The sequence below is a fragment of the Paludibacterium yongneupense DSM 18731 genome (assembly GCF_000422925.1).
GTDB lineage: Bacteria > Pseudomonadota > Gammaproteobacteria > Burkholderiales > Chromobacteriaceae > Paludibacterium > Paludibacterium yongneupense.
The window spans coordinates 11,722-27,087 of sequence record NZ_AUGZ01000042.1 but is presented as its reverse complement, the minus strand read 5'-3'; the positions used below and the strand labels follow the sequence as shown (position 1 = coordinate 27,087).

Below are 15,366 nucleotides of genomic sequence, written 5' to 3'. Positions count from 1 at the left end.
ATACTCGCTCAGCTCGATCTCCGACATCGACAGGGTTTCGACGACGACGGCGAATTTAGTTTGTGCAGACCAGTTCTCACTGCTGCGGTCATGTTCGGGCACGGGACGACCTTGTTTACGAAGCTGATTCCGCCAATTGTATAGCGTTGTTTCGGAGACCCCCTCCCTTTGTGCCAACTCGCGGATGGAGGGCGGATGCGGCGCTAGCATTCTGTTCAGGATGGCGTCTTTACGAGCCTTGGATAAACGCGACATGGTGAAATTCCGGCCCCCTGGATTGAGTATGAAATCCCTGAAAAGGGATCATCTCAACTACCCTGACACAGGGGGCCAACGCCCAACAAATCAACAACTTAGTTGGGCGTGTGTCTGTTTTGTGTAACAATAAAACTTATATAAATCAACGGCTTATGTAAGAGTTTCTACTCCCACTCGATCGTTGCCGGCGGCTTGCCGCTCACATCGTAGACCACGCGGTTGATGCCGCGCACTTCGTTGATGATGCGGTTGGAGACCCGGCCGAGCAGCGAGTAGGGCAGTTCGGCCCAGTGCGCGGTCATGAAGTCGGAGGTGATGACCGCGCGCAAGGCCACGACGTAGTCGTAGGTGCGTCCGTCGCCCATTACGCCGACCGACTTGACCGGAAGGAAGACGGCGAAGGCCTGGCTGGTCTTGTCATACCAGCTCTTGCCATTCTCATCGCGCGTGTTGCGCAACTCTTCGATAAAGATGGCGTCCGCGCGGCGCAGCAGATCGGCGAAATCGGCGCGGACTTCGCCCAGGATGCGCACGCCGAGACCCGGGCCCGGGAACGGATGGCGATAGACCATGTCGTGCGGCAGGCCGAGTGCGACGCCGAGTTCGCGGACTTCGTCCTTGAACAGTTCGCGCAGCGGTTCCAGCAGCTTCAGGTTCAACGTTTCCGGCAGGCCGCCCACATTGTGGTGGCTCTTGATGGTGTGCGCCTTCTTGGTCTTGGCGCCGGCCGATTCGATCACATCCGGGTAGATGGTGCCTTGCGCGAGCCAGCGCGCGCGTTCGAGTTTCTGCGCCTCGCGCTGGAACACCTCGACGAAGTCGCCGCCGATGATCTTGCGCTTGCGCTCGGGGTCGGTTTCTCCGGCCAGATGGGCCATGAAGTCGGCGCTCGCGTCGACATGGACGACCTTGACTCCAAGGTTGCGGGCGAACATCTCCATCACCATCTCCGCCTCGTTCAGGCGCAGCAGGCCGTGGTCGACGAACACGCAGGTCAATTGTTCGCCGATCGCGCGGTGGATCAGGGCGGCGGCCACCGACGAGTCGACGCCGCCGGACAGGCCAAGAATCACCTCTTCGTCGCCGACTTGCTCGCGGATGCGGGCGATGGCTTCGTCGATGTAGTTGGGCATCGTCCACGACGGTTTGGCGCCGCAGATGTCGAGTACGAAGCGATGCAGGATGTCGCGGCCGAGACGGGTGTGCGTGACCTCGGGGTGGAACTGCACCCCGTAGCGCTTGTGCGCGTCGTCGGCCATGGCGGCGATCGGGCAGGCTTCGGTGCGGGCGATGACGGAGAAGGCCGGCGGCAGCGCCACCACCTTGTCGCCATGGCTCATCCAGACGTCGAGCTGACGCTGACCGTTGGGCAGGGTCTTGTCGGCCAGGCCGTTGAACAGGCGGTTGTCCAGAACGTCGACTTCTGCATAGCCGAATTCGCGCTGATGACCCGATTCGACGTTGCCGCCGAGGGTCTGCGCCATCCACTGCATGCCGTAGCAGATGCCGAGCACCGGCACCCCGAGTTCGAACAGAGCCGGGTCGGCCTGATAATCGCTCTCGTACACCGAGTTGGGGCCGCCGGAAAGAATGATACCGGCAGGTTTGAATGCGCGGATCGCATCGATCGGCATATCGTAGGGGTGCAGTTCGCTGTACACATGCGCCTCGCGCACGCGCCGCGCGATCAGCTGGGCTACCTGGGAGCCAAAATCGAGAATGAGGATCTTGTCCATGCCTATCCTTTTGCTACTGGCCTGAAGCCAATGTCGAGACGTTTGAATTCGTGCGCGGGAGCCCGTTGGCTCAACCTTTGTTGCGCATCAGGCGCTGCTTGTCGCGCTGCCATTCGCGATCTTTCTCCGCGTCGCGTTTGTCGTGCTGCTTCTTGCCCTTGGCCAGACCGATCGAGGCCTTGATATTGCCCTTGGTGAAGTGCAGATCGAGCGCGACCATGGTGTAACCCGCGCGTTCGACCTTGCCGATCAGGCGGTCGATCTCGCTTTGCTTCATCAGCAACTTGCGCAGACGGGTCGGGTCCGGGTGGATATGAGTCGAAGCGGACAGGAGCGGTGAAATATGGGCGCCGAAAAGCCAGAAAGCGCCGCGCTGCCACACGACGTAGCTTTCCTTGATCTGGGCACGACCGGCCCGGATGGCTTTGACTTCCCAACCTTCGAGCACGAGTCCGGCCTCGAGCTGTTCCTCGATGAAGTAATCGTGGTTGGCTTTGCGGTTCTGGATGATGCTCATGAAAGGGGGTCGCTTAAGAGAATCCGCTATTCTAACAGATAGCGGCGTACTGCCAAAGTTCCGGAAATTCATGTGCTTGGCTGGGATGATCTTGCCGCCGCCGCGGGGCTAGGTTACCGTAGCGTTTTATTTCGATCATGTATCATGCAGCTAGTCGAAAAAAAAGTCCTGGTCGCGCATACTCCGGCCCAGATGTTTGCCCTGGTCGACGATGTCGAGCACTACCCGCGCTTTTTGCCCTGGTGCGGAAAGGCCGATGTCTGTGCGCGCGACGATGGCCGCCAGGTCGCCAGTCTGACTATCGATTATTTCAAGATCCGCCAGCGCTTCACGACCTGCAATACGATAGTGCCCGACCGCTCGATCGAAATGGAACTGGTGGATGGTCCGTTCGAGAGTCTGCGCGGCACTTGGCTGTTTCTGCCGCTCGGGGACATCGGCTGCAAGATCGAATTCTCGCTGCGCTACCAGTTTTCCAGCAGCCTGCTGGAGAAAGTCATCGGACCGGTGTTCGGTCATATTTCCGGTTCTTTGGTCGATGCTTTCATCAAGGAAGCGGACAGGGTCTATGGCAATGAGTGAGCATCTGACTGTCGAGGTGGCCTACGCCTGCCCCGAGTGGCAGCAAATCGTAGTGCTGGAAGTGGAGGTCGGCACGAGTGCGCTCGAGGCCGTGCAGCTGTCGGGGCTGCTGGCCCGCGCTGGCGATATCGATGCGGCGGCGCCGAAGCTCGGCATTTTCGGCAAGGCCGTCGCGGGCGATACCGTGCTGCGCGAGGGCGACCGCGTCGAATTGTACCGTCCCTTGCTCGCGGACCCGAAAGAGGTGCGCCGTCGCCGGGCGGCGCAGGGGCGCGGCTAGGCCGCCGCGAGAGCCCGGGGCGCGCGGCTCGGAGGTTCAGAGCGCGAGGCCCTCTTCGGCCGACGTCACCCGGTTTTTGCCGGCCAGCTTGGCCTGGTACATGGCGCGGTCGGCGCGCTCGAGGACATCGGTGTCGACTTCGCCCAGATGCCAGCGCGCAACGCCGGCGCTGAAGGTGATCACCAGCCGGTCGTTGTTGGCGAGGAAAAAGGTTTTGGTCAGCTCGCGCTGCAGGCGGCGCACGGTGTCCACCGCCTCGGCCTCGCTCGTTTCCGGCATCAGCAATACGAATTCTTCGCCGCCGAAGCGTGCGACCACGTCGGCCGGTCTGATATTGCCGCGGATGACGTCGACCAGATAGCGCAGTGCATCGTCGCCGGCGAGGTGGCCGTAGCGGTCGTTGAGCTGCTTGAAGTTGTCGACGTCGATCAGGGCGACGCACAGCGGCGAGCCGTTGCGTTCGCTGCGCGCGATCTCGCGCTGCAAAAATTCGGCCAGCCCGCGCCGGTTGTAGGCGCCGGTCAGTTGGTCTTCCTTGACCTTGGCGCTCGCCGTTTCGAGAGCGTTTTCCAGTTCCTGTATCCGTTGCTCGGCGGCTTCGACCTGGGTGCGGGCCGATACCAGCTCGTCGTGCGATTGCGTCAGGCCGATCTGCATCTGCGAGGTGTCGTCCAGTAACTCGCCGATGATGGTGCCCAGCTCTTCCACGTCCCGCGTCTGTTGCAGGCGTTTGCCGTGCCGGCTGATTTTGGCATGGTAGACGTCGGTGCTGTCGGTCATCAGCGCGAGGCGGGTGATGAAGCGATCGAGCAGGGCGCGCAGCGAACTGGCGGCTTCGTCAAGCGAACTGCGCAGCAGCCCCTGCTTACGGATGACTTCCTTGAGGCTGGATTCGAGCATGTACACCTGCTGCATCGAGAGCGGCTGGTGGGCAAGCACGTCCTGCAGGGTGCTGACCTGACCGACCAGGTAGCTGTCGGAGCGGTTGACCTCGGCGATGTTCTCCAGCATCAGGCTCAGGAGCGAGGCCAGGCTGGAAACCAGACGTTCTTCATGGTGCGCCTGCAGCTCGATTTTGACGATAAAGCTACGCAGGCGCGGCAGATAGCCGTCCAGCGCCTTGTCGTCCGACAAGCCTTCCAGCTCGGCCAGCAGCGATTCCAGGCCGGAAACCAGCTCAGGGAAGTGAACCAGGCGCGGCTCGAGGCCGTGCTTGATGGCAAAACTCAGCGTGCGGCGCCAGGTCTCCCAGCAGTCATCGCCTGCCGCAGCAGGGAGGGCGATGCCGGTGGAGGCCGGTATGTCGTCCGCTTCGGCCATGGTACAGGACGCGGCGTCTATCCGTTGTCCGGGCGGCAGGCTCCAGTTCTGCACCAGGGCCGACAGCTTGAGATTGAGTTCGTCGGGCTGGTTGCCGTAATTGATGAGTACGCGCTCGAGCGCCGAATGCTTGAAATGCTGAGGTAGATCGGCCTGGCGCAGATCCCAGCAGCGGATCAGATTCTGGATCAGCCCGCCCCAGGGTTCGGTCAGCCCGTTGCCATCCGCTGTCAGGCGCGCGTAATCGATGACGAGTTGCGGCACTTGCTCCCAGCGTTCTTCCGCGATCACCTGCTGCAAGCGGCTCTGCGTGACTTTGGCCGGTACCGTGGAGGCGGGGAAGACTTCCAGTGCGCGCAGTATCTGGCGAGCGAGCCGGTTTTCGCGCTCGAGCGGGGTGTGCGTGAGTTCGTGGTAGACGCTTTCGAAATTTTCTGGGGTCGGCAGGAGTTTACGCTGCGTGAGTTGTTTCAGCGTTTCGCGCGCAACTTCAATCGGGTTGTTAGTCGTCATTGCCCAGACCCTGGAAGATTTGTTGGCTGCCATATTTCGAAGAGAACGTCCTGTCGCAACGGTTGAGGCCGGCCTATCTGGAGTTCGCGTCGACAGGCCCCAGTATCTGGAAAAAAATCTCGCCGTTGCGGATCATGCCAAGCTCGTTGCGGGCGCGTTCTTCGATTGCGGCCGTGCCTTGTTTCAGATCTTGTACTTCCGCGTCGAGTGCGGCATTGCGGGCGATCAATTTTTGATTGACCACCCGCTGTTGCTGCAATTGACGGTCCAGCTGCCAGACCCTGAACCAGCTGCCCTTGCCCAGCCATAGAGGCCATTGCACGGACACGATCAGCAGGGTCAGGGTCAGGGTCAGCCAGCGCATTGATTGCCTTACTTGATGTTGTAGAACGCGGCACGGCCCGGATAGTAGGCGGCATCACCCAGTTCTTCTTCGATGCGAAGCAACTGGTTGTACTTGGCCATACGATCCGAACGCGACAGCGAGCCGGTCTTGATCTGCATGCAGTTGGTGGCCACGGCCAGGTCGGCGATGGTGCTGTCCTCGGTTTCGCCCGAGCGGTGGCTCATCACGCTGGTGTAACCCGAGCGCTTGGCCAGGTCGACCGCCTTCAGGGTTTCGGACAGGGTGCCGATCTGGTTGACCTTGACCAGCAGTGCGTTGGCCAGACCTTGACGGATGCCTTCGGCCAGGATGGCGGGGTTGGTCACGAACAGGTCGTCGCCGACGATCTGGATGCGTTTGGCCAGGCGCTGGGTCAGATGCTTCCAGCCGTCCCAGTCGTGTTCGCTCATGCCGTCTTCGATCGAGATGATCGGATAGGTATCGACCAGCTTTTCGAGGTAGTCGGTGAATTCTTCCGAGCTCAGTTGCAGGCCTTCGGCGGTCAGATGGTATTTGCCGTCGCGGTAGAATTCGGACGAAGCGCAGTCCAGACCCAGCATGACGTCCTGGCCCGGAACGTAGCCGGCCGCTTCGATCGCTTCGACGATCAGCTTGAGCGCATCTTCATGCGAAGCCAGATTGGGGGCGAAGCCGCCTTCGTCGCCGACGGTGGTGGCGAAGCCCTTCTTGTCGCAGATTTTCTTCAGGCTGTGGAAGATTTCCGCGCCACAGCGCAGCGCTTCGCGGAAGGTTTGCGCGCCGACCGGAAGAATCATGAATTCCTGGATGTCGAGCGTGTTATTGGCGTGCGCGCCGCCATTGATCACGTTCATCATCGGAACCGGCAGCGCCATCGGGCCTGCACCGCCCAGATAGCGATACAGCGGCAGGCCGGAGTCTTCGGCAGCGGCGCGGGCCACGGCCAGCGAAACGGCCAGCATGGCATTGGCGCCCAGGCGGCCCTTGTTCTCGGTGCCATCGAGTTCGATCAGGGTCTTGTCGATGAAGGTCTGGTCGTTTGCGTCCAGGCCGATGATCGCTTCGCAGATCTCGGTGTTGATGTTCTCGACGGCCTTCAGCACGCCCTTGCCCAGATAGCGGCTCTTGTCGCCATCGCGCAGTTCGAGTGCTTCTTTTTCGCCGGTGGAGGCGCCGGACGGTACGGCAGCACGGCCCATGACGCCGGATTCCAGCAAAACGTCGCATTCCACCGTCGGATTGCCGCGCGAGTCAAGAATTTCACGGGCAACCACATCAATAATCGAACTCATGCTATTCCCTCAATATGTGTTGGATGAATTCTGGCCGATGCCAGTCAATCGAATACATGCCGTTCTCCGCGCGGGCGCGGATACGGCTTTGCTTTTATATACAGGTCATATTACAGCGTGTGCTCGGGCAGCGGGCCGGACTTGACCAGGGCATCCAGCGCCTTGAGCGTCGCCAGCAGTTCCTTCATCCGTCCCAACGGCCAGGCGTTCGGCCCGTCCGACATCGCACACGCCGGATTCGGGTGCGTTTCCATGAAGATGCCGGCGACGCCGGCAGCCACCGCCGCCCGTGCCAGAACCGGCACGAACTCGCGCTGCCCGCCGGACGAACTGCCTTGCCCGCCCGGAAGCTGCACCGAATGCGTGGCGTCGTACACGACCGGGCAAGCCGTTTCGCGCATGATCATGAGCGAGCGCATGTCCGACACCAGATTGTTGTACCCGAACGATACCCCACGTTCGCAGGCCATAAAACGATTTTCGTCAAGATTCGCTTCGCGCGCCGCGGCGCGCGCCTTGTCGATCACGTTTTTCATGTCCCCCGGAGCGAGAAACTGGCCCTTCTTGATATTGACCGGCTTGCCGCAACGCGCGACCGCGTGGATGAAGTCGGTCTGGCGGCAGAGGAAGGCCGGGGTCTGCAAAACGTCGACGACGGCGGCGACATGCGGGATTTCCGCTTCGCTGTGCACATCGGTCAGCACCGGTACGCCGATCTGGCTTCTCACTTTATCGAGGATGGCCAGGCCCTGCTCCATGCCGAAACCGCGGAAGGAACTGCCCGACGAACGGTTGGCTTTGTCGTAACTGGATTTATAGATGAACGGAACGCCGAGTTCATCCGTGATTTCCTTCAACTGTCCCGCCGTGTCGATCGCCATCTGTTCGCTTTCGATCACGCAGGGGCCTGCGATCAGGAAAAGCGGGTGGTCGAGGCCCACTTCGAATCCGCACAATTTCATCGTATCGTTCCTTGCTTCGGGAGAGGGGTCAATTCGCGCTGGCAGCCTGTTTTTCCGCCTTGTACGCCAGCGCGGCCTTGATGTAGGCGCTGAACAGCGGGTGGCCGTCGCGCGGGGTCGATGTGAATTCCGGATGGAACTGACAGGCGAAGAACCAGCGGTGGCCGGGCAGTTCTACGGTTTCGACCAGCTTCTCGTGTCCGCACGAGCGACCGCTGATGGTCAGCCCGGCGACTTCGAGGCGCTGCACGTAGTAGTTGTTCACTTCGTAGCGGTGACGGTGGCGCTCGACGATGCTGGTCGCGCCATAGACGCGGCTGGCGAGCGAACCGGGAGCGAGTTCGCATTGCTGGCCGCCCAGACGCATCGTGCCGCCGAGGTTGCTGTTGGCGTCGCGCGTTTCCACGCGGCCATCGTGGTTGACCCATTCGTCGATCAGGGCGACCACGGGGAACTCGGTGTCGAGGTCGAACTCGGTCGAGTTGGCGCCAGGCATCGCCGCCATGTCGCGGGCGTACTCGATCAGGGCGATCTGCATGCCGAGGCAGATGCCGAGGTAGGGGATGTTGCGTTCGCGAGCGAAACGCACGGCCTTGATCTTGCCTTCGACGCCGCGCTTGCCGAAACCGCCCGGAACCAGGATCGCATCCATGTCGGCCAGCGAGTCGGCTCCGTCGCGTTCGATGTCTTCCGAATCGATGTAATGGATGTTGACCTGGCTGTGCGTATGGATGCCGGCGTGCTTCAGCGCTTCCGACAGCGATTTGTACGATTCGGTCAGGTCGACGTATTTGCCGACCATGGCGATGTTGACTTCTTCCTGCGGATGCTCGATGGCATCGATGATGCGTTCCCAGGCGCCGAGATCGGCCGGAGGCAGCGTCAATTGCAGATGTTCGGTGATGATGTCGTCGATGCCTTGCGCATGCAGCATGGACGGAACTTTGTAGATGCTGTCCGCATCGTAGCAGCCGATGACCGCGTTCTCTTCGACGTTGCAGAACAGGGCGATCTTTTTCTTTTCGTCTTCCGGCAGCTCGCGATCCATGCGGCAGAGCAGGATGTCGGGCTGAATGCCGATTTCGCGCAATTCTTTTACCGAGTGCTGCGTCGGTTTGGTCTTGATCTCGCCCGCCGTCGCGATATAGGGCACGTAGGACAGATGGACGTAAAGCGTATTCTTGCGGCCGAGCGCCGAGCGCATCTGGCGGATGGCTTCGAGGAAAGGCAGGGATTCGATGTCGCCGACGGTCCCGCCGATTTCGACGATGGCGACTTCGGCTTCGCCGGCGCCTTCGCCGATCTTGAGCCGGATTTCGTCGGTGATGTGCGGAATCACCTGCACGGTGCCGCCGAGATAGTCGCCGCGGCGTTCCTTGGTGATGACCGACTCGTAGACCTGACCGGTGGTGAAGTTGTTGCTCTTCTTCATCTTGGACTTGATGAAGCGTTCGTAGTGGCCAAGGTCGAGGTCGGTTTCGGCCCCGTCGTCGGTCACGAAGACTTCACCGTGCTGGAACGGACTCATGGTGCCCGGATCGACGTTGATGTACGGATCCAGCTTGAGCATGGTGACTTTCAGTCCGCGAGACTCAAGAATGGCAGCAATGGACGCGGCGGCGATGCCTTTACCGAGAGAGGACACCACTCCGCCGGTAACGAAGATGTACTTGGTCATGGGATTACGGCTCTATGGGAATCCGGGATTTTAACTCAAAAAGCGCTGTCTGTTGAGCGGTCTGTTTTGCGGACGCCGCGATATTTCGCAAGACAGTGTCGACGAGCACGCCAGACTTCCGGTACAATTACCCTTTGATCAATCACGCAACGCTTTTTCGTCACCTGACGTCAGAGTAGGTGCGTCTGGCTTGAGTATCTTGCTGTTTTTATGTTATAAAGCCAGCTTTTACCGGTTTTGGGAGTTTAATCATGGCGCGTGTTTGTAAAGTCACCGGCAAACGTCCGATGACCGGGAACAATGTTTCCCACGCCAACAACAAGACGAAACGTCGTTTCCTGCCGAACCTGCAATATCGCAAGTTCTGGGTGGAAAGCGAAAACCGCTGGGTGCGCCTGCGCGTGTCCAACGCTGCTCTGCGCACTATCGACAAGCTCGGGATCGACGTGATCCTGGCTGATCTGCGCGCTCGCGGCGAGATCTGATAGCGGCTCACAAAGACAGCGATTGAGGTATTACCATGCGCGATAAGATTAAGCTTGAATCCACTGCCGGCACTGGCCACTTCTACACCACGACGAAGAACAAGCGCACGATGCCGGAAAAGATGGAAATCAAAAAGTATGATCCCGTGGCACGCAAGCACGTGCTGTACAAGGAAACCAAGCTCAAGTAAGCGAGCCGTTTCCTTTCTAGAAGAACCCTTCGCTGGTGCACGGCGAAGGGTTTTTTTATGTCCGGACGGTGTCGATGCCAAGGCTCGCGCCTTGCCTTCAGCGCGTCGCGGCGGCCAGCGTGCGGCGGGCGAACACCATGTCCTGCCAGGCAAGCGCCTTGTCGGGGAGGTTGCGCAGCAGGTAGGCGGGGTGGAAGGTCACCACGGTCGGGATGCCCTGGTAGTGGTGAAGGCGTCCGCGCAGGCGGGAGATGCTCTGATCCGTTGCCAGCAGCGTCTGCGCGGCAAAACGGCCGAGTGCCACGATCATCTCCGGTTTCACATGCCGGATCTGCTGCAGCAAGTAGCCCTGGCAGGCTGCGATTTCATCGCTGCCGGGGTTGCGGTTGCCGGGGGGCCTGCACTTGATCACATTGGCGATATAGACGTCGCGGTCACGGTCCAGCCCGATCGCGGCGAGCATATTATCGAGCAGCTGTCCTGCACGTCCGACGAAGGGTTCGCCCTGTGCGTCTTCCTGCTCGCCCGGCGCCTCTCCGATCAGCATCAGTCGCGCGCCCGGATTGCCGCGCCCGAAGACCGTCTGTTTCCGGGTTCCTGCCAGCCGGCAGCGCTGGCAGCCGGATACGGCCCGCTCCAGCGCGTCCCATGGCAGGTCGTCGCTGCCTGCGGCGACTGCTGTCGGGACGGGGGGGGCCGGTTTCGCTGCGGCCTCTGCCGGCTGGGGCGCGGGCCGGTTCTCCGGCGCGGCCTGCTGCACTGGAGCGGCAGCGGCATCGCTTGCCGCTGCGGGCTCGGCGTCTGCCCAGCCCCGGCGCTGCCAGCGCGGCCCCAGCCCCATCGCTTCCAGAACAAGATTGCGGCGGTTCACAAGGCAGCCTCCATCAGTATGGCGGGTTCGCGTCCGCCGGCGCAGGGGTAGTAGTCGCGCCTGCTGCCGCATTCGACCAGGCCGGCGGTAGTGTACAGGTGCCGGGCCCGGGTGTTGCTCGCGCGCACTTCAAGCAGCAGGCGGCTGAACCCTTCGGCCGCCAGCCCCGACATCAGTTGTCCCAGGAAGTAACGTCCGCAGCCGCGCCCCTGATGCCCGGCCTCGACAATGATATCCAGTAATTCCGCTTCGTCGCCCACGCATTGCACGACGGCGTGCGCGATGAGGCTGTCGCCGTCCTGGAGCAGATAGATCCGGTGTCCGGCTTCGCGCGAACTGAAATAGTTGGCTGCGCTCCAGGGGTGGGGCGTGCTGCGTTGGGCCCGCAGCGCCAGTTGCCCGCAATCGGCGTCTTTGTCCGCACGCACCATCAGCATTGGCGTCTGGCCTGCTGTTCGAGCGATGTCAGCGCCACTTTGTTGCGGATGTAGAGCAGTTCGGCGTCGCGCGGATGGCGCTGCGGGTAGCGGTCGGTGGCGGCCAGCTGCAGCAGGGCGAGCGCATGCGGCCTGAGAGTGGCGTCGACCGCCGTCAGGCGTCCGGCCAGGCGCAGGTTCAAGCTCTCGCCGTACAAGGCGAAACCGTCGCCGGCGCCGAACCATTCTTCGCCGGCGGGGGCATCGATCTCCGCCGCCGCGCCCACTTCGATGGCTGCGTCGCGCCGCCAGCTGCGGGTGTCGTAGCTCGCGGCGTAGACTTGCTGCATGCGTGCATCGAGACAGACCCACACCCTCCCTGGCGGGGCCTGGACGGCAACGGCGTCGAGCGTGGGGATGCCTATGACAGGCAAATCCGAGGCGAAGGCCAAGCCTTGAGCGATGCCGCAGGCGATGCGCACACCGGTGAACGAGCCGGGGCCCTGGCCAAATACAATCGCGTCCAGCGCATCGAGCCCGATGCCGGCCGTATCCAGCAGGCGTCTGATTTCGGGTAGGGTCCGCTCGGCATGCTTCTGGCCGACCTGCTCATGAAATACGTGATGGCGCTCGCCGTCATGGATGGCGAGCGAAAGGAAATCAGTCGAGGTATCGATTGCAAGGCATTTCATCTGGATTGGGCTATCGGCGGCGAGCCGCAAATTATAAGCCGAGTTCCTCGACCCAGGCGAGCGCGCTGAGGTGCGCCGCGTTGAGTTGCTTGCCATCGAGCCCCAGCGCCCTGCTGTTCCGGGCCAGTCCGCTGTCTTCGGCTTCAGATTCGCAATCGATTGCGACTTGCAGATAGTGCCCGTATTCGCCTTCGCGCCGCAGCAGGGCCTGCTTTATTTTTTCGGGAACCTGCAAATGTTCCATGATGGAGGCCATCGGCATATCGAACAGCACGTCGAGCAGACTGAACATGCCGGTGACGAATAGTTCGTCGCAGGCTTCCGCGCCCAACAGCTTGGCCTGGCCCAGCAACTCCATGAGGCGCGCGCGCGTGACCACGGTTTTTTGCAGGGCAACCGGCGCCAGCGAGTCCTCGGCGGCGGTGATCAGCAGCAGCGTCAGCCAGCGGTAGAGTTTGTTGTAGCCGAGGACGGTAACCGCATGTGCAAAGGAGGCGATCTGGGTATTCAGGCCTGCTGCGGCCGAATTGACATAACGCAGCAACTTGTACGACATCGCCAGATCGCGCTTGAGCACCTTCTCCACGCTGGCGATGCTGGCGTCGCGGCGCAACAGGTTCAGCAGCTCCAGCGTATTGGCGAAGGCGGGCTCGATGACTCTGGCCGACAAGGTTTCCGGGTGGGAGAAGTAGAAGCCCTGGAAACCGTCCAGCCCCAGTTCCTGGCATTGGCGAAAATGCTCCTGGGTTTCCACGCGCTCGGCGATGCGCACCACGGGATAGCTGCGCAGGTGGGCGGCCAGCACCTGGAAGGCGTTGGGAGCATGGCGCTGGACATTGAGTTTCACGTAGTTGGCCTGTTCGAGCAGGACGGCCGACTTAGCCTCGAAACTGAAATCGTCAAGGGCGATGCTGAATCCCAGCGAGCGCAGGTATTCCACACGCGAAACCAGCGCGGTGCTCGGCACCAGTTGCGGCGACAGCTCGAGAATGACCCGGCGCGGCGGCAATAGCTCGAGAAATTCGCTGTTGAGCATGGATTCGCCCATGTTCATGAAGGCGAGCTTGCTGCCGATCAGCCAACGGGTCCCCATATCGTTGAGGGTGTTGGACAAAACCCGGGTGTCGGCTTCGAGATCCCCCGCATGTGCCGCGTTCGATGCCGTGGCGCTGGAACGAAACAACAGCTCATATCCTATGAGCTGTTGGTTTCGGTTTAAGACCGGTTGTCTTGCAATAAAGGCGTTGCTTGTCGTCATGCGCTTTCGTTATACCGTGATCAGTTCTGACATGCGCGTCACGCCGCCCGAGCTTTCGTTGGCGTTGAGCAGGTCTTCCATGTCCAGCACCAGGACCACCGAGCCGTCGCCGGACAGGGTTGCACCCGCCACGCCTTTGGGGCGGATGTTCTGCAGCGGTTTGATCACCACGTCGTCGCGGCCGATAAACGAATCGATCGCCAGGATGAAGGATTTTTCCGCCGATTGCATCAGCACGCCGAAGCAAGGCTTCTGCGTCGGTTCCCAGTTCAGCAGGCCGGCCAGCGTTTTCAACGGCAGGATCTCGTCGCGAACCACGATGGTGGGTTTGCCCGAGACTTCCTGAATCGCGCTGCCGTCGATGGTGATGATTTCGCGGACCATGGCCAGCGGGACGGCGAACGGCTGATTGCAGACGCGTACCACCAGTACCGGCAGGATCGCCAGCGTCAGCGGCAGCGAGATGCTGATGCGCGTGCCTTCGCCCGGTACCGAGTTGATATCGATGCGCCCGTTGAGTTTCTGGATATTGGTGCGGACCACATCCATGCCGACACCACGGCCGGAAACGCTGGAGATCTGGTCTTTGGTCGAGAACCCGGGCAGGAAGATCAGCTGCAGGCACTGTTTTTCATCCAGCGCATTGGCGGCCTCTTCGTCGATCAGCCCTTTTTCGACGGCCTTGCGCCGAAGTTTGTCGGCACTCATGCCGCGGCCGTCGTCGGTGATTTCGATCAGGATATGGTCGCCGACCTGTTCCGCCGTCAGCTGCACCACGGCCTGCGGCTTCTTGCCCATGGCGATGCGTTCATCCGGCGATTCGACGCCGTGATCGACCGAATTGCGCACCAGGTGGACCAGCGGGTCATTCAGGTCCTCGATCATGGTCTTGTCGAGTTCGGTTTCTTCACCGCTCAAGACCAGTTCGACTTCTTTGCCCAGCTGACGTGCGAGGTCGCGTGCCAGTCGGGGGTATTTCTGGAACAGGCGCCCGATCGGTTGCATGCGCGTCTTCATGACGGCGTTCTGCAAATCGCCGACCAGAAGGTCGAGCTGGCTGATGGACTCGTCGAGCGAACGCAAGGTATTGGTATCGCGGTTGCCTTGCAATATCTCGGTGCGCAGGGTGGTCAGGCGGTTTTTGGTCAGCCCGATTTCGCCGGACAGGTTGAGCACCATGTCCAGACGTACCGTATCGATACGGATTGTGTTTTCCTGCGGCCCGCTCGGCGTGCCGGCAGGCTTGTTGCTGGTCGCCGGGGCTTGTTGCTGCGGCTTGGGCGCAGCTGCGGCAGGCGCTGGATGGGCAACGGGGGCCTGAACCGGCGCCGGAACGGGTGCCGCCGCGGGGGCAGCCGCGACCGCGGCGGGCGCGGGGGCAGCCGCTGCCGGTGCAGCTGCGGCAGGCGCTGCCGGTGCGGCGACAGCCTGGTGCAGGGCATTCCAGTCCGGTCCCCCGCCGGCCGTCGCGGGCGCCGGCGCCGGTGCGGCGCTGGTTTCGCGAGCGGTATTGGGCAGTGCTTCGCCAGCCAGCACGGCATCGAGTGCTGCCAGCAGCGAGGGCTCGGCATTGCCCGGCATCAGGCCCTGGCCGAGGGTGCCGAACATGTTCTGCACCGTCGCGGTCGCACTGAGTATGACGTCCATGACTTCGGGATTCAGCGTCAGTTCGCCGTTACGCAGCTTGTCGAACAGGTTTTCCGTGCGATGGCACAGGTTTACCATCGCGCCGACATTGAGGAAGCCCGCGCCGCCCTTGATGGTGTGGAAGCCGCGGAAAATGTCGTTTAGCAGAGCCTTGTCGTTCGGCCGCTTTTCCAGTTCGACCAGCTTGTTGTCCACGTCGGACAGCAGGTCGTTGGATTCCATCAGGAAATCCTGCAGCAGCTCTTCCATTCCCCCGAATTCACTCATGGTGATTCTCCCGCACTGTATGTCTCATCATGAACAC

Annotated in this window: 17 protein-coding genes; 4 read left to right on the top strand and 13 right to left on the bottom strand. The window is 61.5% G+C overall.

Annotated features, from left to right (window positions below; all coding sequences use genetic code 11):
• From G520_RS24510 to smpB, 3 genes are all read right to left on the bottom strand, one after another.
• Positions 1-255 (bottom strand): transposase (locus G520_RS24510; protein WP_028536142.1); only part of this gene is annotated, 255 nt, incomplete at its 3' end.
• Positions 256-422: 167 nt separating this feature from the next.
• Entirely contained in the window at positions 423-2,000 is a 1,578-nt protein-coding gene (gene guaA, locus G520_RS0113580) for a glutamine-hydrolyzing GMP synthase (RefSeq protein ID WP_156876948.1), read from the bottom strand.
• Positions 2,001-2,064: 64 nt separating this feature from the next.
• Positions 2,065-2,511 (bottom strand): SsrA-binding protein SmpB, encoded by a 447-nt coding sequence (gene smpB / locus G520_RS0113575; RefSeq protein ID WP_028536140.1) that lies wholly within the window; start codon positions 2,509-2,511, stop codon positions 2,065-2,067.
• A gap of 144 nt (positions 2,512-2,655) precedes the next feature.
• Between smpB and G520_RS0113570 the strand changes: the two genes are divergently transcribed.
• Positions 2,656-3,093: a type II toxin-antitoxin system RatA family toxin gene (locus tag G520_RS0113570; RefSeq protein ID WP_028536139.1), complete on the top strand. Its 438-nt coding sequence runs from the start codon at positions 2,656-2,658 to the stop codon at positions 3,091-3,093.
• Complete coding sequence (locus tag G520_RS0113565; protein ID WP_028536138.1) at positions 3,086-3,373, top strand: RnfH family protein; 288 nt, start codon at positions 3,086-3,088, stop codon at positions 3,371-3,373. The genes G520_RS0113570 and G520_RS0113565 overlap by 8 nt, the downstream gene beginning before the upstream one ends.
• A 36-nt stretch (positions 3,374-3,409) precedes the next feature.
• Here G520_RS0113565 and G520_RS0113560 read toward each other — a convergent pair whose 3' ends face one another.
• The 5 genes from G520_RS0113560 to pyrG form a co-directional block, all read right to left on the bottom strand.
• Positions 3,410-5,206, bottom strand: coding sequence for a GGDEF domain-containing protein (locus G520_RS0113560; protein ID WP_028536137.1), 1,797 nt, complete (start codon positions 5,204-5,206; stop codon positions 3,410-3,412).
• Between the two features lie 73 nt (positions 5,207-5,279).
• Positions 5,280-5,570, bottom strand: coding sequence for a cell division protein FtsB (gene ftsB, locus G520_RS0113555; protein ID WP_028536136.1), 291 nt, complete (start codon positions 5,568-5,570; stop codon positions 5,280-5,282).
• Between the two features lie 8 nt (positions 5,571-5,578).
• Positions 5,579-6,862 (bottom strand): phosphopyruvate hydratase, encoded by a 1,284-nt coding sequence (gene eno / locus G520_RS0113550; protein ID WP_028536135.1) that lies wholly within the window; start codon positions 6,860-6,862, stop codon positions 5,579-5,581.
• A 110-nt stretch (positions 6,863-6,972) separates the two neighbouring features.
• Positions 6,973-7,824 (bottom strand): 3-deoxy-8-phosphooctulonate synthase, encoded by an 852-nt coding sequence (gene kdsA / locus G520_RS0113545; RefSeq protein WP_028536134.1) that lies wholly within the window; start codon positions 7,822-7,824, stop codon positions 6,973-6,975.
• A gap of 28 nt (positions 7,825-7,852) precedes the next feature.
• The gene (gene pyrG / locus G520_RS0113540; RefSeq protein WP_028536133.1) at positions 7,853-9,502 is read right to left on the bottom strand and encodes a CTP synthase; all 1,650 of its coding nucleotides are present in this window, start codon (positions 9,500-9,502) and stop codon (positions 7,853-7,855) included.
• Positions 9,503-9,753: 251 nt separating this feature from the next.
• Between pyrG and rpmB the strand changes: the two genes are divergently transcribed.
• Positions 9,754-9,987 carry a 50S ribosomal protein L28 gene (rpmB, locus tag G520_RS0113535; RefSeq protein WP_028536132.1) on the top strand — a complete coding sequence of 78 codons (234 nt, stop codon included), beginning with the start codon at positions 9,754-9,756 and terminating at the stop codon, positions 9,985-9,987.
• 35 nt (positions 9,988-10,022) lie between these two features.
• The gene (rpmG, locus tag G520_RS0113530) at positions 10,023-10,178 is read left to right on the top strand and encodes a 50S ribosomal protein L33 (RefSeq protein ID WP_028536131.1); all 156 of its coding nucleotides are present in this window, start codon (positions 10,023-10,025) and stop codon (positions 10,176-10,178) included.
• A gap of 97 nt (positions 10,179-10,275) precedes the next feature.
• On the opposite strand, the gene G520_RS0113525 is transcribed toward rpmG, so the two are convergent.
• From G520_RS0113525 to G520_RS0113505, 5 genes are read right to left on the bottom strand one after another with little or no spacing between them, the layout of a single operon-like run.
• Positions 10,276-11,049: a uracil-DNA glycosylase gene (locus tag G520_RS0113525; RefSeq protein ID WP_028536130.1), complete on the bottom strand. Its 774-nt coding sequence runs from the start codon at positions 11,047-11,049 to the stop codon at positions 10,276-10,278.
• Entirely contained in the window at positions 11,046-11,486 is a 441-nt protein-coding gene (locus G520_RS0113520; RefSeq protein ID WP_028536129.1) for a GNAT family N-acetyltransferase, read from the bottom strand. Before G520_RS0113520 ends, G520_RS0113525 begins: the two co-directional genes overlap by 4 nt.
• Complete coding sequence (tsaB, locus tag G520_RS0113515; protein ID WP_028536128.1) at positions 11,480-12,157, bottom strand: tRNA (adenosine(37)-N6)-threonylcarbamoyltransferase complex dimerization subunit type 1 TsaB; 678 nt, start codon at positions 12,155-12,157, stop codon at positions 11,480-11,482. Before tsaB ends, G520_RS0113520 begins: the two co-directional genes overlap by 7 nt.
• Before the next feature lie 31 nt (positions 12,158-12,188).
• Entirely contained in the window at positions 12,189-13,415 is a 1,227-nt protein-coding gene (locus tag G520_RS0113510) for an EAL and HDOD domain-containing protein (protein WP_028536127.1), read from the bottom strand.
• 9 nt (positions 13,416-13,424) lie between these two features.
• Complete coding sequence (locus G520_RS0113505) at positions 13,425-15,329, bottom strand: chemotaxis protein CheA (RefSeq protein ID WP_028536126.1); 1,905 nt, start codon at positions 15,327-15,329, stop codon at positions 13,425-13,427.
• Positions 15,330-15,366 lie beyond the last annotated feature (37 nt).